This window comes from Streptomyces sp. NPDC055140, assembly GCF_053607285.1.
The window spans coordinates 71,193-96,356 of sequence record NZ_JBSGTG010000002.1 but is presented as its reverse complement, the minus strand read 5'-3'; the positions used below and the strand labels follow the sequence as shown (position 1 = coordinate 96,356).

Sequence of the window (25,164 nt, the reverse complement as noted above, 5' to 3'; positions counted from 1 at the left end):
CCTGCCAGCTTCAGTGCCCTTCGTGTCAGCAGGTAGATCCATGACCACCGCGTGGACTCCGATCATCCTCGGTCTGACACCGCTCCCGCAGAAGAATGCTCCAGCTCAGTGGCCCGAACCCGAGTTTTCACGCGGCACACCCTCGCGTCCGATCAGGAGCCAGGCCGCAGACCACGCAAGACCGGCGATCGCCAGGGACCAGAAGGCGGACTTCCAGCCGTGGTGCTCGATCAGGAAGGTGAGCGCCGGCGCGGAGACGGCGATACCGATCGAGGCGCCCACGAAGACCACCGCGCCGGGCAGGGCCCGGCGGGACTCCGGGAACCACTTGTGGATCGCGTGGGTGGCGACCGGCGCCGTGGGTCCCTCGGCGGTGCCGAGCACCAGTCTGCTGAGCAGCAGGGTGGCGAAGGTGGGGAAGAGCAGCAGTGGGCCCAGGGACACCGACCAGGCGATGGCGATGGCCAGGAGCAGCCGGCTGCTGGCGACCCGGCGAGAAAGCCCACGACCACACCCGCGACACCGAACAGCAGGAAGAAGATACTGCCGGCGAGGCCGAACTGACCTGCTGTCAGGCCGAGTTCCCTGGTGAGTGGCTCCGCGGCCAGGCCCAGGGCGCCCTTGTCGGCGAAGTTGAGGACCATGAGCAGGCAGAGCATCACGGCCGCGGCCGGTCGGTGTCGGTGAACGCGGGCCTGCCGACGTGGCGCTGCAGGACCAGCAACTGGTGCCGCAGCACAAGGATCTCGATGTCTTTGTCCCGTTCGCTCATCGTCAGCAGTCGAAGGAGCGTGAAGGTGTTGGTCACGGCGAGGTAGGCCAGGCGCAGCAGCACGACCGATCGTGATGCCGCCCGACCGCCGTTCACGGGGAAGAGCACGGACTGGTGCGGTGGCAGCGGGCCTGTCACCGACGATCAAGTTCCTGACCTGGCCGGATGATTCACCGGCACGCGCAGTGTGACGGGCGAGCCTGGATCGCCAGGGCCAGGGCCAGGGCCGGAAGGCCGACCTGCACCGCGTGCTGTTCCCGCTCGGACAGCTCCTCGATGAGGTGCCGCAGGGACTCGGCGCGCTCGGCGCGCCGCTGCCGGAAGACCTCCAGACCGGCGCCGGTGGCTTCCACAAGGGCGAACCGGCCGTCACTGCGATCGACGTACGGACTCTGGACAACCACTCCCTCTATGGCCATGATGACGAACAACTCCATACGGTATGCAATCTACAGTCTGGAGTTGGCCAGGCGTGATGACTGCCGTCGTCGCGCAGGGTGCGCGTGTTGGGCCTGGTCTCCGTGCCAGCGCGTTTTCAGCCCGAACCCGACGTCACGACGTATCAGTGAGGTGAGGACGGTCATGGCAAAGGCACTAGAAGGCATCCGAGTTCTGGACATGACGCACGTGCAGTCCGGGCCCTCCGCCACCCAGCTCCTCGCCTGGCTCGGCGCGGACGTCATCAAGGTGGAGGCGCCTACCGGCGACATCACGCGTAAGCAGCTGCGCGACCTGCCCGACGTCGACTCGCTCTACTTCACGATGCTCAACTGCAACAAGCGGAGCATCACCCTCAACACCAAGACCGAGCGTGGCAAGGAGCTCCTCACCGAGCTGATCCGGCGCTCCGACGTCATGGTCGAGAACTTCGGGCCGGGCGCCGTCGATCGGATGGGGTTCACCTGGGAACGTATTCGGGAGATCAACCCGAAAATCGTCTATGCGTCCATCAAGGGCTTCGGTGAAGGGCCGTACACCAACTTCAAGGCGTACGAGGTGGTCGCGCAGGCCATGGGTGGGTCGATGGCGACCACCGGGTTCGAGGACGGTCCGCCGCTGGCCACCGGCGCGCAGATCGGCGACTCGGGAACGGGCATCCATGCCGTCGCCGGCATCCTGGCTGCCCTCTTCCAGCGCGAGAATACCGGGCAGGGGCAGCGCGTGAACGTGGCCATGCAGCACGCCGTGCTCAACCTGTGCCGGGTGAAGCTTCGGGATCAACAGCGGCTCGCGCACGGCCCGTTGGCCGAGTACCCGAACGAGGACTTCGGAAACGAGGTGCCGCGCTCCGGGAACGCCTCCGGCGGCGGGCAGCCCGGCTGGGCCGTGAGGTGCGCTCCGGGTGGGCCCAACGACTACGTGTACGTGATCGTGCAGCCGGTCGGCTGGCAGCCGCTGAGCGAGCTGATCGGGCGGCCCGAACTGGCCGACGACCCCGAGTGGGCGACCCCCGAGGCGCGGCTCCCCAAGCTCGGCAAGATGTTCCAGCTCATCGAGGAGTGGACCTCGACGCTCCCCAAGTGGAACGTTCTGGAGAAGCTCAACGCCCACAACATCCCGTGCGGCCCGATCCTGTCCACCAAGGAGATCATCGAGGACGCCTCGCTCGTCGCCAACGACATGGTCGTCGAGGTGCCGCACCCCCAGCGCGGCTCGTTCACCACCGTCGGATCCCCGCTCAAGCTCTCCGACTCTCCGGTCCACATCACCAGCTCGCCGTTGCTCGGTGAGCACAACGAAGAGGTCTTTGTCGGTGAACTGGGCCTGGACAGTGAAGAGTTGGCCGTGCTGCGGACCGGTGGGGTGATCTGATGCCGCTCGGACCGGACGGCAGCGTTTTCGTGCGGACGTGCTGTCGCCACGGTCACCGCCCCAGCCGCGCCGGCGCGCCTCGGTCACGTGCCGTGCACCGCGTTGTCTCCCGGATCCACGGGTATCCGCACTGCGCCGCCCATACCACCCGTACCGCCCGTACGACCTCACACTGAGCGTCGGCCCTCATCGTGCCCGCGGTGGCTGACCCCGTCCGCCGCCGCGGCGCGGGTGCGAGGCCGGATGGTGTTCTCAGGCGCCCCCTGGCACCGTCCGGCCCGCCCACCCCTGCCTCGTTCCATCGCGCAACGGCACGATGGAACGGCCGCGCAAAGCCATGAGCGCCACCGTGAGCGCCGTCGGCGACCCGTCGCGCCCGACCGCATCCGCTGGCAGGCCCACCCTCCGTGAAGCCGTCAACTCGCCTACGCTGCACGGAAATGCCACATTCGTAGGCCTGGAGTCGGGGTGCGCCCCGTGGGCGTCCACAGCGACCGCATGACGGCGTGCCGCGGCTCCTCTCGACGCGCTCGGCGCGGAATTCGGCTTCACGCCCGCGGTGCCTGCACGCTCTCGACTCCGTGGATGCGATCCCGTCCCTGCGCTACGGGGAGGCCAAGGTTCTCCCTCGGGGCGATGTGCCGCAGGTCGGCAGCGCAGGACACGGCCCCCGCGGACATCTTCGTCAGAGACTTGCGCGGCACTCCAACACCTGTACGCCCCAAGGGGATCGTGGTCCGACGGGCACCCGCCGAGGTCCGACGCGGCGTACGTGGACGTCCGTATGACCCGCATGACATTCGCGCGAGAAGGACGGAGTGCAGCCCCTAGACAGAGAGGCGACCCCTCTACAGAATACGGGCTACTCCATATCGTATGCAAAGTTGCGGCGTGTGGAGTGGATCACTGTTCCCGTCGTCGCGGAAGGGGTCGCACATGTGGTGACGCGAGGTCAGGACTCGTGAGCGCACGCGCGCTCCGGGCCGCGTCGGGGCGCAGGGAGCTCCGGCCGGCCGTGGGGGCGATCGCGGGGCGGAGGGTCCTGACGGCACGTGAGAACCGGACAGGGGGCGCTGGCCAGGGTTCTGCGACGTAGGGGTAATGGCATGACGACAACTGACATACCGTCACACGTTCCGTACAGGGAGGTGACGGACGGAAACGGACGCACCTACCGGATCGGCGAGTCCGACCGGGACATCATGGGACGCCCGCGATGGACCATGGTGCTCTTTCCCTGGATGGGCATGCTGGGCATCAGCTCCTCGGAGTACGCGTTCACATCCGCCGAGGACACGCTGCACGAAGCTCATCTGTGGAACAGCGGGCACATCTTCTGGCTCATGGGCGTCTGGGTGTTCTTCCAGGCGGCTGTGGCCCTTCCGGCCGGACAGCTGCGCGAAAGCGGCAGGCTGCCGGCGCGCAACGCCATGATGCTCGGTGCCCTCGGCACCGTCCTCGGCTATCTGTCGCTCGCGTACGCGCCGAATGTGTTCGTGGCCTATCTCGGTTTCGGCATGTGCAGCGGCATCGGCGCGGGTCTCGTCTACGCGACCTGCGTCAACATGGTCGGCAAGTGGTACCCGGAGCGCAAGGGCGGCAAGACCGGCCTGGTCAACGGCGGTTTCGCCTATGGCTCGGTGCCCTTCGTGTTCCTGTTCACGTCCTACATGGACCTCAGCAACTACGAGACCGTCCTCGTCATGGTCGGCCTGATCTGCTGCACCGTGGTCGCGGTCGCGGGCTGGTTCTTCAAGGACCCGCCCAAGAGCTGGTGGCCCGAGCACGTCGACCCACTGAAGGTCTCCGACGATCCGCGAATCGTGCGCGCGCTGGAGAAGAACCCGCCGGCCGTGAAGCAGTACACGACGAAGGAAGCCGCGCGGACCCCTGTGCTTTGGATGATGTGGTTCTGCCTGCTGTGCACAGCGGGGATCAATATCTTCGGCATCGCCTTTCAGGTCCCGTTCGGCAAGGACATGGGATTCGCCGGCGGCATCGTGGCGACCGCCATGTCGCTGAAGGCGATCGTGAACGGTACGGGCCGCGGGGTCATCGGTTGGATCTCCGACAAGTACGGCCGTCGCAACACGCTCATCCTGGTCTGTCTGGTCCTGGGATCGGCGCAGTTCGGGGTGCTGGTGTCCGGATCGATGGGCAGCATGCCGTTCTTCCTCTTCTGCTCCATGGTCTCCGGTTTCGGCGGCGGCGCGATCTTCCCCCTGTTCGCCGCGATGACCGCGGACTACTTCGGTGAGAACAACAACGCCTCCAACTACGGTCTGGTCTACAGCTCCAAGCTCATCTCCGGGCTTGTCGGCTCCGGCATGGGCGCCGTCGTGGTCGGCGCGTGGGACTACGAGGGGGCGTTCGTCCTCGCCGGTTCCATCGGCCTTTGCTCTGCGGTGCTCGCGGTGTTCCTGCGGGCGCCGGGCCGGCCGAAGAAGGACGGTGTCCGCACCGCCTCGGCCACGGGCGCGGTCGCAGGGGAGGCGCTCTGAGCGGGAGGTGAGGGTTCGGCCCCGCCCAGTGCGGGGCCGAACCGGCCTGTCCCCGCAATGCGGCCCGCCGCACCGGGCCGCCTACGCTCCTGACGTCAACGACCACTCCTGGTCTCCCTTCTGTCGCCCCGGTTCGCCGGGCGACAGCGTTCTGCCCGGCTCCGTTCTGGCCGGGCATCGATCCGTCTGAGAGGTGACCGAGCATGCTGACATCGACATCTTCCGGTGCGCGCCCGTCCACCGGTTCCCCCGGCCAGGAATCGGTCATCGAGTCTCTGGTGCAAGCCAACCGCGCCTACGCCGACGTGTTTCGCGACCCCGGAATGGATGCCCGTCCCGTCCTCGGAGTGGCGGTCGTGGCCTGCATGGATGCCCGGCTCGACCTGCACGCTGCGCTCGGCCTGGAGCTGGGGGACTGCCACACCATCCGCAATGCCGGTGGCGTGGTCACCGACGACACCATCCGCTCCCTCACCATCAGCCAGCGCGCCCTGAACACCCGAAGCGTCGTCCTCATCCACCACACGGGGTGCGGCCTGCAGACACTGACCGAGGAGTTCCGGTACGACCTGGAGCGGGAGGTCGGGCAGCGCCCGGCATGGGCGGTGGAGTCGTTCCGGGACGCCGACCAGGACGTGCGGCAGTCGATGCGGCGGGTGCGTACGTCCCCGTTCCTGCCCCACACCGACGATGTGAGGGGCTTTGTCTTCGACGTGGCGTCGGGGCTGCTGAGGGAGATCCCGGACCTCGGCTGAGCCCCCTTGCGTCCTCGCGAATCTGCGTCGTTCGAGGGGGAGTTGGATGGTCGCAACCCTCGGATACGTAGCGCCACCGCGGGCACCAATGGCATACTGTATGCAATACAGGTCGATGCCTCGCTGATCCGCGATCCGCGGCCGAGGTCATCGGGACCGCCCGCCCGGGGCGGATCGGACATCGCACCCAAGGGGGCGCCCCGTGTCGTATCCCAGCGCACTGCACGACGTCATCGCTCTGACCGCCCAACTGGCGTGCCAGGAAGGGAAGTTCCCGCGCACGGCGGTCACGGCCCTCGGCCGGGCCGGGCTCCTCGGGCTGACTTGCCCGGCCGAACCCGCCGGTGGTGGCGCCGACTTGGCGCTGGCCGCCAAGGTGGTCGCCCGGGTCGTGCCCGTGTGCCCGGCCACGGCCGCGGTGCTCCAGTCCCACTACGCTGCGGCCGCGGTGGTCGGGGCGTACGGCGGGCGGTGGCTGCGGGGTGAGGTCGCGGCCGGCCGTCACCTGTGCAGCCTCGCGGTGGTGGAGGACGGTGCCGGGGGAACTGTGCGCTCGACCGTGCGGCGCAGGGGAGGTGTGGTGACGCTGCGGGCGCGCAAGCGCGACGTGGTCGCCGCGGGTGAGGCGGACAGTTATATCTGGTCGTCGCCGGCTGTCGCGGACTCCGGCGGCCTGACGCTCTGGGGCGTCCCGGCTCACGCACCCGGCCTGTTCGTTCCGGCGCGCGCCACCGGGGCGCCGCTCGCCAGTGCCACGTCCACGGTGGTCGCCGACCCGGTGCGCGTCCCGGCCGAGGCGATGCTGGGGGCGGACGGCGAGGGGTTCGGGATGCTGCTCGGCGCCGTGCTGCCGTGGCTGCTCGAGCTGTGCGCCGTCGTCGGGTCCGATGCGGTGCACCCCTCGCTGGGTGCGCTGGCGCGGTCCGCTTCGGGGGCCGCGCGCTCTGGAGACGGTCAGGCGCTGGCGGCCTCCGCTTCGATGGCTTTGCGGTAGGTGCGGGTGCGCTCGGTGTGCTTGCGCATGATCTCGCCGGCCCGCTCAGGGTCACCCTTGGCGATGGCCTCGATGAGGCGGGCGTGCTCGTTCCAGGAGCCCTTGGAGCGGGAGTTGGCGATCGGGGTGTAGTACCAGCGCACCTTGCGCCCCACCTGTGTGATCAGCTCGGCGAGTACGTCGTTGCCGCCCACAGAGGTGATGTAGGTGTGCAGGGCCGTGTTCGCGGCGACCAGGCGGTGGGTCGCACTCTCGGCCAGCGCGTCCACGCCCTCCTGCTGGAGCTGCCACAGGCGCTCGACGTGCTCGGGCTTGGCGTGCTGCGCCGCAAGTTGTGCGGAGTAGGTCTCCAACACCGTACGGACGCCGAGGAGTTGGGTCGCCTCTTCCTGCGTGGGGACATGTACGAATGCGCCCTGGGCGGGCCTGAGGTCGACCCAGCCGTCCGTGTGCAGGCGCTGCAGCGCCTCGCGCACGGGTTGCCTGCTGACCCCCAGCTGCTCGGCGAGATCCGCTTCCACCAGGTGCTGGCCCGGTTCCAGGGTGCCGCTGATGATCAGCTCTGCCAGGGCGTCGGACACCGCCTGGCGCAGCGGGGTAGGGCGGGCGACGCGTCGAGCGGAGGCAGCCGTCAGGCCTTGGCGCATGGTTCTCCTGTTCCGCCCCCGATCTCACCGAGTCGGCGGCTGTGCCGGCCGTTGCCCCCGGGCGGACCGCGCGGCGGCCGATTCAGGATACAGGTTTTCGTATGCAGAGTGATGTCCCCGTGACGGCCTTGCGTGATGTCCCGCCTGGACGACGGGCGGTCGGGGACCGGATCAACTCAACGCCTCCTGCAGCGGATTGACGGGACATCGCGGTGAATGCGTCGATGCAGTTCTGTTTGGGATTCTGTATGCAGGAGCTTGTATGCATGCCAGTTTGCTGCTTCGCTAGGACTGTTTCGCCCCTTGCGCCGTCCGTGCGCGCGAGGTGAGGTCGAGGTGCCTCTGTGACCGCGAACCGTGGTGCTCGGACCGGACCCCCAGGTGCCCGTGCCCGTACCTCTCCCACGGCCCTGACGAAAGGCCGCACGATCATGAAGATCCGGACCAGTGATCCGACGGTGGAGCAGGTGGTGAGGACGGTCGCCGCCGCCCATCGCGAGCAGCGTGGCGCGCTGCTGCCGATCCTCCACGCCGTGCAGGCCGAACTGGGCCATGTGCCCAAGGAGGCCGTCCCCGTCCTCGCCGACGAGCTCAACCTCTCGCGGGCCGACGTTCACGGAGTGGTGAGCTTCTACCACGACTTCCGCGCCGAACCCGCGGGCCGCCGCACCGTCCGCGTCTGCCGCGCGGAGGCCTGCCAGGCGCAGGGCGCCGGGCGGCTCGTGGAGTACGTGGAGCAGAGCGGGCTCGCCCTCGGGCAGACCGCACAGGACGGCTCGGTCACCGTCGAACAGGTCTTCTGCCTCGGCAACTGCGCCCTCGGACCCGCTGTCGAGGTGGACGGGCGCCTGTACGGCCGGGTGGACACGGAGCGGCTCGGCGCGCTGCTCCACGGAACCGACCGGACGCGGCGCGACGGCGCCACGCACGACGGAAGTGAGGTACCCCGGTCATGACCCGGCATCCCGCGCAGCCTCCTGTGCGGATCTACGTCCCCCGCGATTCGGCCGCTCGGTCAGTGGGCGCCGACGAGGTCGCCGCAGCACTCCAACAGGCCGTCGACGGCGCAGACATGGCCCTCGATCTCGTACGCACCGGATCGCGCGGCATGCTCTGGCTCGAACCGCTCGTTGAGGTCGCCACCGAGCACGGGCGCATCGGGTACGGTCCGGTGGCCCCCGACGACGTTCCCGCGCTACTCGCCGCCGGCCTGCTCGACGGCGGCGAACACCCCCTGCGCCTCGGCCTGGTGGACGAACTTCCGTGGCTGGCACGGCAGAACAGGGTCACGTTCGGACGCGTCGGCGTCATCGATCCGCTCGACGCCGACGACTATCTGCGCCACGGCGGACTCACCGGTCTGCGCACCGCGCTCAAGCTCACGTCCGCCGACGTGGTCGCCGAAGTGACCGACTCGGGCCTGCGAGGGCGCGGCGGGGCGGGCTTCCCCGCGGGCATCAAGTGGAAGACTGTCCTCGACTGCCCGGGCGAACTCAAGTTCATCTGCTGCAATGCCGACGAGGGCGACAGCGGGACCTTCGCCGACCGCATGCTCATGGAGGGCGACCCGTTCCTGCTCATTGAGGGCATGACGATCGCCGCGCACGCCGTCGGCGCCCGCGAGGGCTACCTCTACATCCGCTCCGAGTACCCGGACGCGGTGGTCACGATGCGCGCCGCCATCGAGATCGCCCGCGAGCGCGGCTGGCTCGGCACCTCGGTCCTCGGCACGCCGCTCGCCTTCGACCTGCACGTGCGGGTCGGTGCGGGCGCGTACATCTGCGGCGAGGAGACCTCCATGCTGGAGAGCCTGGAGGGCAAGCGCGGCATGGTCCGCGCCAAACCGCCGATCCCCGCCATCGAGGGCCTGTTCAGCAAGCCGACCGTCGTCAACAACGTCCTCACCCTCGCCACCGTCCCCGTCGTGCTCGCCCAGGGCGCCAAGGCGTACCAGGAGCTCGGCGTGGAGCGCTCGCGCGGCACCCAGGTGTTCCAGCTCGGCGGCAACATCGCCCGCGGCGGCATCGTCGAGACCGCCTTCGGCATCACGCTGCGTGAACTCATCGAGGAGTACGGCGGCGGCACGCGGTCGGGCCGGCCGGTGCGCACCGCCCAGGTCGGCGGGCCGCTTGGCGCCTACCTGCCGCCCTCCTCGTTCGACCTGCCCATGGACTACGAGGCGTTCGCGGCGGCCGGGGCGATGGTCGGGCACGGCGGCATCGTGGTCTTCGACGACACCGTCGACATGGCCGCCCAGGCGCGCTTCGCCATGGAGTTCTGCGCGGCCGAGTCCTGCGGCAAGTGCACCCCGTGCCGGGTCGGTTCGGTACGGGGCGTGGAGACCATCGACCGGATCGTCGCGGACGAGAACCGGGACGAGAACCTGGCGGTCCTGGACGACCTGTGCGAGCTGATGACGGACGGCTCGCTGTGTGCGATGGGCGGCCTGACCCCGCTGCCCGTGCGCAGCGCGCTCACCCACTTCCCGGACGACTTCACCGGGCCGGCCCGTTCCCTCAGCGGGGCGCGGACGGTCGACATCCCAATCCCGCGCGTTCCAGGTGCGAGGACGGAGGGCACAGCATGACGCTTCTGAAGGAACCCGACTTCGGCACCCCGGAGCGGCCCGGACCGGCCACCGTGTCGGTCGAGGTCGACGGCATACCGGTGAGCGTGCCCGAGGGCACCTCGGTGATGCGGGCGGCGGCCGAGGCCGGCGTCGACATCCCCAAGCTCTGCGCCACCGACTCCCTGGAGGCCTTCGGCTCCTGCCGCCTGTGCGTCGTCGAGATTGACGGCCGGCGCGGCACGCCCGCCTCCTGTACCACGCCGTGTGCCGACGGCATGCAGGTGCGCACCCAGACCCCCAAGGTCGAGAAGCTCCGCCAGGGCGTCATGGAGCTGTACATCTCCGACCACCCGCTGGACTGTCTCACCTGCCCTGCCAACGGAGACTGCGAACTACAGGACATGGCGGGCGTGGTGGGCCTCAGGCAGGTCCGCTTCGGTCAGGACGGGGCCAACCACCTGGACGCGCCCAAGGACACCTCCAACCCGTACTTCGACTTCGACGCCTCCAAGTGCATCGCCTGCTCCCGCTGTGTGCGCGCCTGCGGCGAGATCCAGGGCACCTTCGCCCTGACCATCGAGGGACGCGGCTTTGACTCCAAGGTGGCGGCGGGCGCGGGAGAGTCCTTCATGGACTCCGAGTGCGTCTCCTGCGGCGCCTGCGTGCAGGCCTGCCCGACGTCCACGCTCCAGGAGAAGTCGGTCGTCGACCTCGGGATGCCGACCCGTTCGGTGATCACCACCTGCGCGTACTGCGGTGTCGGCTGCTCCTTCAAGGCCGAACTGCGCGGCGACGAACTCGTGCGCATGGTGCCGTACAAGGACGGCGGCGCCAACGAGGGACACGCGTGCGTCAAGGGCCGCTTCGCCTTCGGTTACGCAACGCACCCCGACCGTGTCCTCAAGCCCATGGTGCGCGAGAAGATCACGGACCCGTGGCGCGAGGTCGAGTGGGACGAGGCCGTCACCACCGTCGCGCGCCGGATGCGGGACCTGCAGGAGATGTACGGGACGGGCGCGGTCGGCGCGATCACCTCGTCGCGGTGCACGAATGAGGAGGTGTACGTCGTCCAGAAGATGGTCCGTGCCGCCTTCGGCAACAACAACGTCGACACGTGTGCGCGCGTCTGCCACTCGCCCACCGGATACGGGCTCAAGCAGACCTTCGGTGAATCCGCGGGGACGCAGGACTTCCGCTCGGTCGCCGAGGCCGACGTCATCGTGGTGATAGGCGCCAACCCCACCGACGGACACCCGGTGTTCGCCTCCCGGATGAAGCGCCGGCTGCGCGAGGGGGCCCGGCTCATCGTGGTCGACCCGCGCCGCATCGACCTCGTACGCTCGCCGCACATCGAGGCCGACCACCATCTGCAGCTGCGGCCGAGCACCAACGTGGCCGTGATCAATGCCATGGCGCATGTCGTGGTCACCGAGAACCTCGTCGACAAGAACTTCGTGGCCGAGCGGTGCGAGGGCTATGAGGAGTGGGCCGCGTTCGTGGCCCGCCCCGAGAACAGCCCCGAGGCCGTCGAGCCGGTCACCGGGGTCCCGGCCGGCGAATTGCGCGCGGCCGCCCGGCTTTACGCGGGGGCGCCCAATGGGGCGATCTACTACGGCCTTGGCGTCACCGAGCACAGCCAGGGCTCGACCATGGTGATGGGGATGGCCAACCTCGCGATGGCGTGCGGGAACATCGGGCGCGACGGTGTGGGCGTCAATCCGCTGCGGGGCCAGAACAATGTCCAGGGCTCCTGCGATATGGGCTCCTTCCCGCACGAACTGCCTGGCTACCGGCATGTCTCCGACGACGCGGTGCGCACCGTGTTCGAGGACCTGTGGGGCGCCACCTTGCTGTCCGAGCCGGGGCTTCGCATCCCCAACATGTTCGACGCGGCCATCGACGGCTCCTTCCGCGGGCTGTTCGTCCACGGCGAGGACATCGCGCAGTCCGACCCGAACCTCAAGCACGTCACCGCGGCCCTGGAGGCGATGGAACTCGTCGTCGTCCAGGATCTGTTCCTCAACGAGACCGCCAAGTTTGCCCACGTGTTCCTGCCCGGGGCGTCGTTCCTGGAGAAGGACGGCACGTTCACCAACGCGGAGCGCCGGGTCAACCGGGTGCGCGCGGTGATGGCGCCGAAGTCGGGCAAGCACGAGTGGCAGATCGTCACTGAGATCGCCACCGCCATGGGGTACCCGATGGCGTACGAGCACCCGAGCCAGATCATGGACGAGATCGCCTCGGTCACTCCGACGTTCGGGGGTGTCTCCTTCGAGCTGCTCGACAAGGTGGGCAGCGTCCAGTGGCCGTGCAACGCCGAGGCGCCTGAGGGTACGCCCGTCATGCACATCGACGAGTTCGTACGCGGCAAGGGCAAGTTCGTCGTCACGTCCTACGTGCCGACCAGCGAGCGCTCCACCCGCCGCTTCCCGCTGGTGCTCACCACCGGGCGCATCCTCAGCCAGTACAACGTCGGGGCGCAGACGCGCCGCACCGGCAATGTCGCTTGGCATGCCGAGGACGTCCTGGAGCTGCATCCGCACGACGCGGAGGACCGCGGGATCGCCGACGGCGACCTGGTCACCCTGGCCAGCCGGGTCGGCCGCACCACGCTGCGCGCGATGGTCTCCGACCGGATGCCGACCGGCGTCGTCTACACGACCTTCCACCACCCGGTCACCGGCGCCAACGTGGTGACCACGGAGAACTCCGACTGGGCGACGAACTGCCCCGAGTACAAGGTGACGGCCGTCCAGGTCGCCCTGGCGCCGAAGGGGCAGGAAGGGGCGCCCACGGCCGCCGAGGCCCCCGTGGGCGCCCTGACGGCGGGGGACTGACACCATGGCCGCCACCGAGCCGTCTGAGCGCCGCATGGCCAACGACATCGCCGTGAACCTCGCCCATCTGCCCGCGGGACGGGCCGCCGCCGAACTGGCCGGACACATCGGCAGGTTCTGGGATCCGCGGATGCGCACCAGGCTGTGCGCGCTGGCGGACGGCGACGCGCCGGGCATGCACCCCTTGGTCATCGAGGCGGTGAAGTTGCTGCGCTGACATTGGAGTTGAAGGCACAGCCCGCTGCGGAGTGACGTAGCGGGCTGTGTGTCGTGCAGCCCCGCGGGCAGAGCCCACGGGGCCCTTCGGCCTGCCCGGAACCGGTCTCATTGCTCGCTGCGGCCTGTAACCACACGGCTCCCAAAGGTAGTTGGGTAATGCACTGGTCAAGCTTCATGCCGCCCCACTGGACACGAGAATTCCGCACTCCATACCGTATGCAATCTGCAGTCAGGCTCCCTGCGCCTGATCGGCAGGTCAGTTGTCTGCCATACCTCGCCGCGGACTTGAACCCGCCGCCCCGAGGACGAACCACCAGGTCACCGCCTGCGCGCCGGCGGATTCCGGGATGCCGCCCCGGATTCGTGACGAGCCGACGGCGTACCCCCCACCGCGCCCGGCCCCAGCCCGGGCGCGCATAGCCGGAGGGGAGTCGCTTTCACCACTGCACGAAGAGCAAGGCCCCAGGGGGCGCACGCCAGGCTCTTTTCAGCAAGGGAAGGCACACATGTCAGTAACACCGCAGGCGACTTCCACCTCGTACCGGGAAGTCACCGACGCCAACGGGCGCGTCTACCGCGTCGGCGAGACCGACCGCTCCATCCTGGGCAGGCCCCGGGCATGGATGGTCTGGCTCCCGTGGATCGCGATGATGGGTGTCAGCGTTTATGAGTACGGATACAGCTCGGCGGAGTCGACGCTCGAGCACGCCCACGGCTGGACCCTCACCGAGGCCTTCTGGATCGCCAGTATCTGGGCGGTCTTCCAGGCGGGCGTAGCCTTCCCCGCGGGCAGGCTGCGGGAGACCGGAAAGCTCTCCGCGAAGACGGGCATGCTCCTCGGAGCCGCACTGTCCGGACTCGGCTTCATCGCCATCTCACACGTCTCGAACACGATCGTCGTGATCCTCGGCTACTCGGTGCTCGGCGGCGCCGGTTCCGGACTCGTCTACGCGACCTGCATCAACATGGTCGGCAAGTGGTATCCGGACAACAAGGGCGCACGGACCGGCTTCGTCAACGGCGGATTCGCGTACGGCACCTTGCCGTTGATCTTCGTCTTCAGCTATTGGTTCCACCCCGGCAACTACCAACTGGTCCTCGACCTGATCGGCCTGGGCATGGTGCTCCTCGTGGGTGCCTGCGGTTTCTTCTTCCGCGACCCGCCCAAGAGCTGGTGGCCGCACGACGTCGACCCGCTCAATCGCGGTGGCGGCGAGGACGCCGATCGCGTGGCGCGCAGGCTGCGCAAGAACCCGCCCGCCAAAGGGCAGTTCACCCCGATGCAGGCGATCAAGACCGGGCAGCTGCCGCTGATGTGGTTCGCCCTCGTCTGCATCGGCGGCGTCTCCCTCTTCGGCATCAACTTCCAGGTCCCCTTCGCCAAGAGCCTCGGCTTCGGGCCGCTGATCGCCGCCTCGTCGGCGGGTGTGCTCGCCGTGGTCAACGGGGTGGGCCGGGCCGCCGTGGGCTGGCTGTCGGACACGCTGGGCCGCCGGCAGACTCTGACGCTCGTCCTTGTGATCGCGGGCGTCGCGCAGTTCGGCGTGCTGTGGTCGGGGCAGGCCCACAACGAGCCGATGTTCCTGATCTTCGCCTTCGTCAACGGCTTCGGCGGCGGCGCCTTCTACCCGCTGTTCGCGGCACTGGTCCCGGACTACTTCGGGGAGAACAACAACGCCACCAACTACGGCCTCGTCTACAGCGCCAAGCTGGTCGGCGGTGTCGGTGGTGGCGGCCTGGCCGCTTCGGTGATCAGCGCCTGGGGCTACTCGGGCGGCTACTACCTGGCAGGGGGCATCGCCTTCCTGTCGGCCCTGATCACCCTGCTGCTGCGCCAGCCCGGCCGCCCCGCGGACCAGGAGCTGCCCGGTGTGCAGCCCGCCTCCGGCAGCGACAGTCGAGGGCTGACCAGCGCGGCGAACTGAGCGGAGACCCGGGCGCGTCCTCGCGCCCGGGACCGCAGACCGTGCGCGGATGCGGACACAGCGCTGGACGGCGGCGGCAGTCGTCCGGCGGGCACCCGTGGCACAGGCCGGGGCCGGACGGTGGGGTGCGCTCCCTGCTCCGTCCGGCTCCGGCCAATTGGCGTGTCAGGTACGGAAGTTGGGGTGAGGCCGTCCGGTGTCGCCGCCCTTACGCCCCGGCTCGGGGCACGGCACTGAGCTGCCGGCAGTAGAAGTCGGTGGTCGTCCGGGTGTGCTGGTGCATCAGGGCCTCGGCCCGGTCGGCGTCGCCGGCCGCGATGCGGTCGATGATCTCGGCGTGCTCGTTCCACGCGTCCTTGCCGCGTGGTCGCGCGATGGGCATGTAGTACCAGCGCACGCGGCGGTCGACCTGCCGGATCAGCTCGGCGAGGATGGGGTTGCGTGCCAGCTCGGTGATGAATCCGTGCAGCACCGCGTTCGCCTCGACTATGCCGCGGGCGTCGTCCGCGGAGAGCGCGGCTATTCCGGCGGCCTGCAGTTCCCACAGGCGCGCGATGTCAGCACCGGTCGCGTACTGTGCGGCGCCGTGCGCCGCGTGGGTCTCCAGGACGGCGCGGACGCCGAGGAGCTGGGCGGCTTCCTCGACGGTCGGGCTGTGCACGAACGCGCCCTGCGCGGGGCGCAGTTCCACCCATCCATCCGACTGTAGGCGCAGGAGCGCCTCGCGCACCGGCTGGCGGCTCACGCCCAGGTCCACGGCGAGTTCGGCCTCGATCAGATGCTGGCCCGGCTGGAGTACGCCCCCCACGATCAGCTCGATCAAGACGTCGTACACGGCTTGGCGCAGAGGTGCCGGCCTGGCGACCGGTGTCGTCGCGGTGCCTGGGAAAGTGCGTGGCTCGCGCATGGGCTCCCTCGGGGTGGCGGGCTGCGGGGAGGTGCTGGTGGTGGAGGGCTCCCGTGCAGCATATAGGATTCTGTATGCAATCTGACTCTGTTGTGCAGATCCCGGAACTGGCCAAGCGCGACGCGCGGCGACCGGGAGAGCATCCCGGCCGCCGCGCGTCGTATCGGCGGTGTACGTCTACTTGACGGTCAGGCAGGTGCGGGCTGCTCCGCCGGCCTGGGGCCGGAACCCGCCGCCGGGCCCGGGTCGCTCACTGCCAGCTCGCGCAGGATCGCCTCCACGCTCTGCTTGGCGTCGCCGAACAGCATGCTGCTGTTCTCCCGGAAGAACAGCGGGTTCTGCACGCCTGCGTACCCGGAGGCCAGGGACCGCTTGAACACGACGACGTGCTCCGCCTCCCACACCCGCAGTACCGGCATCCCCGCGATGGGGCTGGCCGGATCGTCCATCGCCGCCGGATTGACCGTGTCGTTGGCGCCGATGACCAGGACCACCGAGGTGCCGGCGAAGTCGTCGTTGATCTCGTCCATCTCCAGGACGACGTCGTACGGGACGCGGGCCTCGGCCAGGAGGACGTTCATGTGCCCAGGCAGCCGCCCGGCCACGGGGTGCACGCCGAAGCGGACGGTCACGCCGCGCTCGCGCAGGCGGCGCGTCAGCTCAGCCACCGGGTGCTGGGCCTGGGCGACCGCCATGCCGTACCCCGGCGTGATGATCACTTGTGTGGCGTTGAGCAGTGCGTTCGCGGTGTCCTCGGCGCTGATCTCCCGGTGCTCGCCCTGCTCCTCCTCGCCGCTGGGTGCGGCCTCGACGCCGAAGCCGCCCGCGATGACGGAGAGGAAGGACCGGTTCATGGCCCGGCACATGATGTAGGACAGGTAAGCGCCGGAGGAGCCGACCAGGGCCCCGGTCACGATGAGCAGGTTGTTGTCCAGGAGGAAGCCGGCCGCGGCTGCGGCCCAGCCCGAGTAGCTGTTGAGCATCGACACCACGACGGGCATGTCGCCGCCGCCGATGGAGGCGACCAGATGCCAGCCGAGCGCGAGCGCGAGCACGGTGACGGCGATCATCAGCGCGAGGTTCGGGCTGACGGTGAACCAGACGGTCAGGCCCACGAAGCCGGCCAGAGCGCCGACGTTGAGGAGGTTCTTCCCGGGCAGGGTCAGCGGCCGGGACTTGATGCGCGCCGACAGCTTCAGGAACGCGATCACGGAACCCGTGAAGGTGACCGCGCCGATGAAGATGCCGATGAACACCTCGGCGTGGTGGATCCGCAGCAGCGAACCGGCCAGCTCGGTGGAGCCCGGGTGCTGCGCCTCGACCTCCAGGTAGCTGTTCCACCCGATCAGTACGGCGGCGAGCCCGACGAGGCTGTGCAGCACGGCGATCAGCTCGGGCATCTGGGTCATCTCGACGCGGCGGGCCCGCCACAGGCCGATCGCGCCACCGATCGCGCCCGCGATTGCGATCAGCGCGATCGACCCGCCGGAGACGGAGCGCCCGGCGACGACGACGGTGGCGACGAGCGCGAGGGCCATGCCCGCCACGCCGTAGGCGACCCCCGCCCGGGCGGTGTGGTGCTGGGAGAGTCCCGCCAGGCTGAGGACGAACAGCAGGGCGGCGACGATGTCGGCGGCCTGGGCCGCCGTGGTTGCGTTCATCGAACCTCAGCCTTTCGAGAACATGCCGAGCATGCGACGGGTGACGGCGAACCCACCGAAGATGTTCACGGTGGTGAGCAGGATGGCCAGGAACGCCAACACGCTGATGGCCAGGGGCGGGTGGCCGATCTGGAGCAGCGCCCCGACCACCACGATCCCCGAGATCGCGTTGGTGACCGACATCAGTGGGGTGTGCAGCGCGTGGTGGACCTTGCCGATCACGTAGTAGCCGATGACCACGGCTAGCGCGAACACCGTGAAGTTGGAGGCGAGTTGGGCGGGGGAGACGGCGACGATCGCGAACAGGGCGAGCATCCCGAGCGCGATAAGGCCGTAGCGGCCCGCCGGTGACAGGCGCCGCGGCGGCGTCGGATCGACCGGTGACGCCGGCGCGGCCGGGGCCTTCGCGGGCGCCGCCGAGACCGCGACGGGGGGCGGCGGCCACAGCGTCTCGCCGTCGTGCACCACAGTCACCGCGCGCTGTACGACGTCCTTGAGGTCGAGGGTCAGCTGCCCGTCCCGTTCCGGGGTGAGCAGCTTCAGCAGGTTCACCAGGTTCGTGCCGTACAGCTGTGAGGCTTGGGCGGGCAGGCGGCCCGCGAGGTCGGTGTAGCCGATGACGGTGACGCCGTTCTCGGTGACGATCGCCCGGCCGGTCACCGTCCCCTCGACGTTCCCGCCCTGCGCCGCCGCCATGTCGACGATGACGCTGCCCGGTTTCATCGAGGCCACCTGCACGGCCGTGATCAGCCGTGGCGCGGGGCGCCCCGGGATGAGGGCCGTCGTGATGATGATGTCGACGTCCCTGGCCTGCTCGGAGTAGATCTCGGCGGCGCGCCGGTCGTAGGCCTCGGAGGTGGCCCGCGCGTATCCGTCGCCGGCCGACTCCTGTTCGACCTCTACGGGCAGGAACTCGCCGCCGAGCGAGCGCACTTGATCGGCGACCTCGCTGCGCGGATCCGTGGCCCGCACCACCGCGCCGAGGCTCCCCGCGGCTCCGATGGCTGCCAGGCCGGCCACTCCGGCGCCGACCACCAGCACCTTCGCGGGAGGCACTTTGCCGGCCGCGGTGACCTGTCCGGTGAAGAAGCGTCCGAAGGCGTGGGCCGCCTCGATGACCGCGCGATAGCCGGCGATGTTGGCCATCGAGCTGAGCACGTCCAGGGACTGGGCCCGCGAGATGCGGGGCACGGCGTCCATCGACAATGCGGTCAGGGGTCTGTTCGCGAGCTGGGTGAGGAGTTCGGAGTGTTGGGCGGGGGCGAGCAGGCCGACGATCGTCGCCCCGTCCCGCAGCCGCCGCACCTCGTCGTGGGACGGCGCGTTGACCTTGAGGACGACATCGGCCGGCCAGGCGTCGTCGAGGCGCGCTCCCGCCTCGACGTACGACACGTCGGAGAAGCCCGATGCGGCTCCGGCCCCGGTCTCGACGACGATCTCGTAGCCGAGCTCGATCAGGCGGCGGACGGTGTCGGGGGTGGCCGCCACTCTGGTTTCCCCGGAGGTCGACTCGGCGACCACGCCGATGCGTTGTGGTGGTGAAGCGGGCATTGCTCTCCTTCTCTCAGGGGCCTTACGGGTCCGTCGGTGCGTCGGGAGCGTCGGGAGCGTAGCAAGAGGGGCACGGGGCAGGAGCAGTGCAGCATATTGTATGCAGTTTGCTGAGTGTCGGGGGTGGGCCCCGGCGGCCGGGCAGTTGGGGATATCGCGGCCGTATCGGTTCGGGCGCGACGGGTGTACAGCGGAGAGTCCGACTGCATACAGTATCCAATCACAATCGCTCACCCTTCCTCCCGAGAGGAGTTGCCGTGAAGATTGCTGTCCTCGGAGCCGGCGCGATCGGAGCCTTCGTAGGAGCGGCCCTGCACCGGGGTGGTGCCGATGTCCACCTGATCGCCCGCGGTCCGCACCTGCAGGCCATCCGCGAGCGCGGGGTCAGGGTCATCAGCCCGCGCGGAGACTTCGTCGCCCACCCGCACGCCACCGACGACCCCACCGAGATCGGACCCGTGGACTTCGTGTTCCTCGGGCTCAAAGCACACTCCTACCCGTCCAGCGGCCCGCTGATCGAACCGCTCCTCGGCGAGTACACCGCCGTCGTCGCCGGGCAGAACGGCATCCCGTGGTGGTACTTCCACCGGCTCGCGGGACCCTACGAGGGCCGCCGGATCGAGGCGGTGGACCCGGGCGGTGCGACCAGCAAGGTCCTCGCGCCGGAACGGGCCGTGGGCTGCGTGGTCTACCCCGCCACCGTCATCGACGCCCCCGGCGTGATCCGCCACCTCGAAGGCACCCGCTTCTCCATCGGTGAACCCGGTGGCGGGATTTCGGCGCGGTGCACCGCGCTGAGCGAGGCGATGGTCGCGGGCGGGCTCAAGTGCCCCGTGGAGCCGAACCTGCGCGACGATATCTGGATCAAGCTGATGGGCAACGTCGCCTTCAACCCGATCAGCGCCCTCACCCGGGCCACGATGGTGGAGATCTGCCAACATCCGCCGACACGACGCCTGGTGGCCCAGCTCATGGAGGAGACGCTGGACATTGCCGCCCGGGTCGGCAGCAACCCGGACATCTCCATCGAGAAGCGCCTGCGGGGCGCGGAGGGCGTCGGCGACCACAAGACGTCGATGCTCCAGGACCTGGAAGCGGGCAAGCAGCTGGAACTCGACGCCATCGTGACCGCGGTGGTGGAGATGGCCGACATCACGGGTGCCGAGGCACCCAGGCTCCGAGCGGTGCACGCGGCCACCGACCTGCTGGCACGCCGCACCGGCACGGGATGAAGCGCGGCCCTGCTCCCCCAATGACCTTGGGGGAGCAGGGCCTTCGGATCGGGCATGGCGCCGCCGAGACCGCCGGGTAAGCTCGGGCAGCGCGCCACCGCAGGTGTGTTCGACCTGGTCGGGGGCGGGGACGTATGGGATGCGGGGGACGAAGCAGGAGGCGGGGCATGCTCTTCCGGCAGCTGGAGTACTTCGTGGCGGTGGCCCGGGAGAGGCACTTCGCGCGCGCCGCGGAAGCCTGCTTCGTCTCGCAGCCCGCACTCTCCGTGTCGATCGCCAAACTGGAGCGCGAACTCAACGTCACACTGATCAACCGCGGCCACAACTACCAGGGCCTGACGCCCGAAGGCGAGCGCCTGGTCGTCTGGGCCAAGCGGATCCTCGCCGAGCAGGAGGCGTTCAAGGCCGAGGTGGCCGCCGTCCAGTCGGGCATCACCGGGACGCTGCGCCTCGGCGCGGAGCCCACCGCCTCGACGACGCTCGCGCTGCCGGTGATGGCGTTCTGCACCGCGCACCCGCTGGCCAAGGTCCAAGTGCGCTCCCGCCTGTCCACCACGGAACTCATCCGGCAGCTGCGCGCCTTCGAGCTCGACGCGGCCATCGCCCACTTCGGCCCCGAGGACCGGGACGGACTCCAGGTGACACCGCTGTACGAGGAGCGGTACATGCTGCTTGCCGCGGCCGATCAACTGCTGCCCCAGTCCGACACCCTCACCTGGGCCGAGGCGTCCCAGCTGCCGCTCGCGCTGCTCACCCCCGACATGCGGATCCGTCAGGTCATTGACGCCGCGTTCACCCGCAGCGGAGTCACTGTCACCCCGCAGGTGGAGACCGACTCGGTGGCGACCCTGTACGCGAACGTGGGCGCGGGCGCCTGTACCAGCATCGTGCCCCACACCTGGCTGAGGGCCCTGCCGGTCACCGGCCGGATGCGCGCGCTGCGCCTCGTCGAACCGGACGCGCGAGCGCTCATCTCGGTCGCGATCCACGACGCGACGCCGGGCTCGCTCGCGGCCCGCGCGTTCATGACGGCGGCGGCCTCACTGCGCCTGGACGACTTCTTCGACCAGCCGCTGCCCGTGGCCGAACCCCTGGTCCGCTGAAGCGGGGCGGGTCCGGCGGGCCCGCCCGGCCGCTACGTCACCGGGCGAAACGGAGCTGGACCGCCTGCCGGTCCAGCGCTCCCTTGGCCGTGTGCGGCAGCGCCTCGACGACCCGGATCCGCTCGGGCACCTCGAAAGCGGCCAGCCGGCCCCGGCAGTACCTGACGATCTCGGAGGGCTCCGCGTCCTCCCCCTCGCGCAGCACCACGGCCGCGCCCACCCGATGCCCGTGCCGCTCGTCCGGCACCCCGAACACGGCGGCCTCGGCGATAGCGGGACAACCGCACAACACGTCCTCGACGTACTCGGGACTGACCTGATCGCCCGCCAGCGTGATCAGATTCCTGATCCGGCCGGTGAGGAACAGAGCGCCGTCGGCGTCCAGATGCCCCAGGTCCCCGGTGCGCAGCCAGCCTCCGCCGAAACCGTGCGCCGTCGCCGCCGGATCGACGAGATAGCCCCTGGTCACGCTGGGGCCGCGCACCCAGACCTCGCCCTGCACACCGGGCGGGCACGCCTGCCCCGACGCGTCGACGACCTGAATCCGCGTCCCGGTCGGCCGGCCCACGGATCCGTGCTTGGACGTACCGGTCGGCGGCAGGGGTTCGCTGCTCGCCTGATGGGCGGCCTCCGTCATGCCGTACGCCGACAGCAGCGGCACCCCGAGCGTGCGCTCAAGAGCCCGCTGGGTCGCGGTGTTGAGCGGAGCGCTGGAACTGCGGGCGAAGCGCAGCGGCGGCACGAGCGGCGCGAGATGTTCGACCGCCGAGCGGTCGAGGAGGATCTCGTGGATGGCGGGCACCGCGGTGAACCAGGTGGCCCCCACCGCCCGCATGTCATCCCAGAACGTGTCCGCCGAGAAACGCCCCCCGGCCGGGAGCAGCACACACCCGCCGCCGGCGAGCGTGGCGAGCAGCGCCGCGATCAGCCCGTGCGTGTGGAACAGCGGCATGACCGCCACCGTCGCGTCCCGCGGCCCCAGTTCGTACGTCGCGCACAGCGCACGCACCGCCGCGGCCACGTTCCCGTGGGTCAGCGGCACCAGGCGGGCCCGGTCCGTGGTGCCCGCCGTCGACAGGATCAGGGCGTCGTCCGGGGCGAGGCCCGGTGCGGGTGTCCCGTACAGGCCGAGCGGCGCGCGCGTCGTATCGAGCGTGACCATGCAGGGGGCGCCGGACGCGACGCTTACCCGCACGGGCCAGGCCGGTACGCCCGCGGGCGCCTCGGGCCCGCACAGCACCACCCGCGCCCCGAACATCTTGAGCCGCCCGGCCAGTTGACCGGCAGTCAGAGCCGGATCCAGCGGGGCGACGACCGCGCCGGCCCGGGCCGCACCCAAGAGGGACACGACGTACTCGACGGTGTTCGCGGCGACCAGCCCCACCGGGTCCCCGGGCCGTACCCCGGCGGCCGTCAGCCGGCGGGCCAGGTTGTCGGCGAGCGAGGCGAGAGCGGCATACGACAGTTCGACGCGCTCCGCACCGACGACGAGGGCCCGCGCATGCGGACGCGCCCGCACGGGCCGCGACAGCAGATCGACGAGACCGGTGAGCGCGGGGGCGTGGTAGCGGTCCGGTTCACGCACGGACGCCGTGGCCACTGTGGCCATCACCGCACCTCCTTGCGCCGGTTGAGGCGAACCAGCCGACACAGCCGAAACGGTCGACAGAGCTGAAACGCTCGACTGCGAGCCTGGGGGCCGTGGCCCGTCAGCGTCCAATGCGCAACGGTGAACGGCTGATAGTGGCCGACTATCACCGCAGGTACCCGGGCCCGTTCCGGCCGTTGATAAATACTGGTTATTGGCTGGTCGTCGTCAGGTCTTGGACGGGGCGAGGGTGCAGTGCGGAAGGTGGATCCACAAGCCGCACAGCATCACTTGCCCAAGGAGGACCTCGGACCATGACCGCCCCCTCACCACAGGAGACAGCGGCGAACGCCGACGCACAGGCCGAGCTCACCGACGGGTACCACCTGGTCGTCGACGCTCTGAAGCTGAACGACGTCGAGACCATCTACGGCGTGGTCGGCATCCCGATCACGGATCTGGCCCGGCTCGCCCAGGCCGAGGGCATCCGCTACATCGGCTTCCGCCACGAGTCCAACGCGGCCCACGCCGCGGCCGCGGCCGGCTACCTCACCAAGAAGCCGGGCATCGCTCTCACGGTGTCCGCGCCGGGGTTCCTGAACGGACTCGTCGGCCTGGCCAACGCCACCACCAACTGCTTCCCGATGGTGCAGATCTCGGGGTCCAGCGAGCGCCACCTCGTCGACCTCAAGCAGGGCGACTACGAGGAGATGGACCAGCTCGCCGCCGCGCAGCCGTTCTGCAAGGCCGCGTACCGCATCAGCCGGGTCGAGGACATCGGCCGGGGCATCGCCCGCGCGCTGCGCACCGCCGTCTCCGGCCGGCCGGGCGGCGTCTACCTCGACATCCCGGCCGCCGTACTCGGCTCCATCATGGACAAGGCGGAGGGCGCCAAGACCCTCAGCCGGCTGGTCGACCCGGCTCCGCGACAGCTGCCCGCGCCCGAGGCGGTGGATCGCGCCATCGAACTCCTCGCCGGCGCCGAGCGGCCGCTGGTGGTGCTCGGCAAGGGCGCCGCCTACGCCCAGGCCGACGACAGGATCCGGGAGTTCGTCGAGTCGACCGGCATCCCGTACGTACCGATGTCGATGGCCAAGGGCCTGCTGCCCGACGACCACCCGCAGTCGGTGGCGACCGCCCGCTCCCTCGCGCTGCGCAAGGCCGACGTCGTGATGCTCGTCGGAGCCCGCCTCAACTGGCTGCTCGGGCACGGCGAGGCGCCGCAGTGGAACCCCGACGCGAAGTTCATCCAGGTCGACATCGAGCCCAGGGAGCTGGACAGCAACCAGCCGATCGCGGCCCCCCTCGTCGGTGACGTCGAGTCCGTGCTGGAGGCGCTGGCCGAGCGCGCCAAGCCGGGACAGATCTCCGCGCCCGCCGCCTGGCGCGAGGAGCTCGCGGCGCGCTCCGCGCAGAACGTCGAGAAGATGGCCGGGCGCCTGGCGGCCGACCCGCACCCGATGCAGTTCATGGGCGCGCTGCGCGCCGTACGCGACGTGCTGCGCGACAACCAGCACGCCTACCTCGTCAATGAGGGTGCCAACGCCCTCGACGTGGCGCGCAACGTCATCGACATGCACGTCCCGCGCCACCGCCTGGACGTCGGCACCTGGGGTGTGATGGGGATCGGCATGGGCTACGCGATCGCCGCCGCCGTGGAGACCGGCCAGCCGGTGATCGCCGTCGAGGGCGACAGCGCCTTCGGGTTCAGCGGCATGGAACTGGAAACGATCTGCCGCTACCAGCTCCCCGTCACCACCGTGATCATGAACAACGGCGGTGTGTATCGCGGCAACGACGTCAACCCGCGCGACGACGCCCCGTCGCCCACCACCCTGACGCTGTCCGCCCGGCACGACCTCATGATCGAGGCGTTCGGTGGCAAGGGCTACCGCGCCACCACGCCCGCCGAGGTCACCGCGGCCCTCACCGAGTCGCTCGCCGCGGGCGGACCCGCCCTGATCGACTGCGCCATCGACCCCGGCGCGGGTACGGAGAGCGGTCACATCTCGCACCTCAACCCCAAGGGCATCACCGTCGGCAACATCGTGCCGTCGAAGAAGTGACCGCCCGCACTGTTTGGCAAGCCAT

20 protein-coding genes are annotated in these 25,164 nt (G+C 69.8%); 12 read left to right on the top strand and 8 right to left on the bottom strand.

What is annotated here, in order from left to right; genetic code table 11:
* Positions 1-105: 105 nt before the first annotated feature.
* The 3 genes from ACWFR4_RS04450 to ACWFR4_RS04440 are packed head-to-tail and all read right to left on the bottom strand — an operon-like array spanning position 106 to position 1,209.
* Positions 106-741 (bottom strand): MFS transporter, encoded by a 636-nt coding sequence (locus ACWFR4_RS04450; RefSeq protein ID WP_453650754.1) that lies wholly within the window; start codon positions 739-741, stop codon positions 106-108.
* Positions 659-910, bottom strand: coding sequence for a hypothetical protein (locus ACWFR4_RS04445; protein WP_453650752.1), 252 nt, complete (start codon positions 908-910; stop codon positions 659-661). Before ACWFR4_RS04445 ends, ACWFR4_RS04450 begins: the two co-directional genes overlap by 83 nt.
* Before the next feature lie 32 nt (positions 911-942).
* Positions 943-1,209 carry a hypothetical protein gene (locus ACWFR4_RS04440; RefSeq protein ID WP_453650750.1) on the bottom strand — a complete coding sequence of 89 codons (267 nt, stop codon included), beginning with the start codon at positions 1,207-1,209 and terminating at the stop codon, positions 943-945.
* A gap of 145 nt (positions 1,210-1,354) precedes the next feature.
* Between ACWFR4_RS04440 and frc the strand changes: the two genes are divergently transcribed.
* The 4 genes from frc to ACWFR4_RS04420 all read left to right on the top strand — a co-directional run bounded on the left by frc (position 1,355) and on the right by ACWFR4_RS04420 (position 6,834).
* On the top strand, positions 1,355-2,584 hold the full coding sequence (gene frc / locus ACWFR4_RS04435) for a formyl-CoA transferase (protein WP_453650748.1): 1,230 nt from the start codon (positions 1,355-1,357) through the stop codon (positions 2,582-2,584).
* Between the two features lie 1,106 nt (positions 2,585-3,690).
* Positions 3,691-5,085 (top strand): OFA family MFS transporter, encoded by a 1,395-nt coding sequence (locus tag ACWFR4_RS04430; RefSeq protein ID WP_453650746.1) that lies wholly within the window; start codon positions 3,691-3,693, stop codon positions 5,083-5,085.
* Positions 5,086-5,288: 203 nt separating this feature from the next.
* The gene (locus ACWFR4_RS04425; RefSeq protein WP_266557390.1) at positions 5,289-5,840 is read left to right on the top strand and encodes a beta-class carbonic anhydrase; all 552 of its coding nucleotides are present in this window, start codon (positions 5,289-5,291) and stop codon (positions 5,838-5,840) included.
* Between the two features lie 202 nt (positions 5,841-6,042).
* Entirely contained in the window at positions 6,043-6,834 is a 792-nt protein-coding gene (locus ACWFR4_RS04420; protein WP_453650744.1) for an acyl-CoA dehydrogenase family protein, read from the top strand.
* Here the strand turns inward: ACWFR4_RS04420 and ACWFR4_RS04415 are convergent.
* A complete protein-coding gene (locus ACWFR4_RS04415) occupies positions 6,795-7,481 on the bottom strand; it encodes a GntR family transcriptional regulator (protein WP_326710007.1) in 687 nt (228 codons plus the stop codon). The two genes, ACWFR4_RS04420 and ACWFR4_RS04415, sit on opposite strands and share 40 nt — an antisense overlap.
* A 431-nt stretch (positions 7,482-7,912) precedes the next feature.
* Between ACWFR4_RS04415 and ACWFR4_RS04410 the strand changes: the two genes are divergently transcribed.
* The 5 genes from ACWFR4_RS04410 (at position 7,913) to ACWFR4_RS04390 (ending at position 15,031) form a co-directional block, all read left to right on the top strand.
* Positions 7,913-8,437, top strand: coding sequence for a formate dehydrogenase subunit gamma (locus ACWFR4_RS04410; protein WP_382473079.1), 525 nt, complete (start codon positions 7,913-7,915; stop codon positions 8,435-8,437).
* Positions 8,434-10,068 carry a formate dehydrogenase beta subunit gene (locus tag ACWFR4_RS04405; protein ID WP_453650741.1) on the top strand — a complete coding sequence of 545 codons (1,635 nt, stop codon included), beginning with the start codon at positions 8,434-8,436 and terminating at the stop codon, positions 10,066-10,068. The genes ACWFR4_RS04410 and ACWFR4_RS04405 overlap by 4 nt, the downstream gene beginning before the upstream one ends.
* Positions 10,065-12,887, top strand: coding sequence for a formate dehydrogenase subunit alpha (fdhF, locus tag ACWFR4_RS04400; RefSeq protein WP_453650739.1), 2,823 nt, complete (start codon positions 10,065-10,067; stop codon positions 12,885-12,887). The genes ACWFR4_RS04405 and fdhF overlap by 4 nt, the downstream gene beginning before the upstream one ends.
* A gap of 4 nt (positions 12,888-12,891) precedes the next feature.
* Positions 12,892-13,104, top strand: coding sequence for a formate dehydrogenase subunit delta (locus tag ACWFR4_RS04395; protein WP_382473074.1), 213 nt, complete (start codon positions 12,892-12,894; stop codon positions 13,102-13,104).
* A gap of 508 nt (positions 13,105-13,612) precedes the next feature.
* A complete protein-coding gene (locus tag ACWFR4_RS04390) occupies positions 13,613-15,031 on the top strand; it encodes an OFA family MFS transporter (protein WP_326710002.1) in 1,419 nt (472 codons plus the stop codon).
* 208 nt (positions 15,032-15,239) lie between these two features.
* Here the strand turns inward: ACWFR4_RS04390 and ACWFR4_RS04385 are convergent, their stop codons facing one another.
* The 3 genes from ACWFR4_RS04385 to ACWFR4_RS04375 all read right to left on the bottom strand — a co-directional run bounded on the left by ACWFR4_RS04385 (position 15,240) and on the right by ACWFR4_RS04375 (position 19,150).
* Entirely contained in the window at positions 15,240-15,938 is a 699-nt protein-coding gene (locus ACWFR4_RS04385; RefSeq protein ID WP_453650736.1) for a GntR family transcriptional regulator, read from the bottom strand.
* 188 nt (positions 15,939-16,126) lie between these two features.
* Positions 16,127-17,599, bottom strand: a complete 1,473-nt coding sequence (pntB, locus tag ACWFR4_RS04380) for a Re/Si-specific NAD(P)(+) transhydrogenase subunit beta (RefSeq protein WP_453650735.1) — start codon at positions 17,597-17,599, stop codon at positions 16,127-16,129.
* 6 nt (positions 17,600-17,605) lie between these two features.
* On the bottom strand, positions 17,606-19,150 hold the full coding sequence (locus ACWFR4_RS04375) for a Re/Si-specific NAD(P)(+) transhydrogenase subunit alpha (RefSeq protein ID WP_453650733.1): 1,545 nt from the start codon (positions 19,148-19,150) through the stop codon (positions 17,606-17,608).
* Positions 19,151-19,407: 257 nt separating this feature from the next.
* Here ACWFR4_RS04375 and ACWFR4_RS04370 point away from each other — a divergent pair, with 257 nt between their 5' ends.
* Positions 19,408-20,382, top strand: a complete 975-nt coding sequence (locus tag ACWFR4_RS04370; RefSeq protein WP_266557367.1) for a 2-dehydropantoate 2-reductase — start codon at positions 19,408-19,410, stop codon at positions 20,380-20,382.
* A 167-nt stretch (positions 20,383-20,549) separates the two neighbouring features.
* A complete protein-coding gene (locus ACWFR4_RS04365; RefSeq protein WP_266557365.1) occupies positions 20,550-21,485 on the top strand; it encodes a LysR family transcriptional regulator in 936 nt (311 codons plus the stop codon).
* 37 nt (positions 21,486-21,522) lie between these two features.
* On the opposite strand, the gene ACWFR4_RS04360 is transcribed toward ACWFR4_RS04365, so the two are convergent.
* On the bottom strand, positions 21,523-23,094 hold the full coding sequence (locus tag ACWFR4_RS04360; protein ID WP_453650731.1) for a FadD7 family fatty acid--CoA ligase: 1,572 nt from the start codon (positions 23,092-23,094) through the stop codon (positions 21,523-21,525).
* 293 nt (positions 23,095-23,387) lie between these two features.
* On the opposite strand from ACWFR4_RS04360, the gene oxc reads away from it, so the two are divergent.
* A complete protein-coding gene (oxc, locus tag ACWFR4_RS04355; RefSeq protein ID WP_453650729.1) occupies positions 23,388-25,139 on the top strand; it encodes an oxalyl-CoA decarboxylase in 1,752 nt (583 codons plus the stop codon).
* Positions 25,140-25,164: the final 25 nt, after the last annotated feature.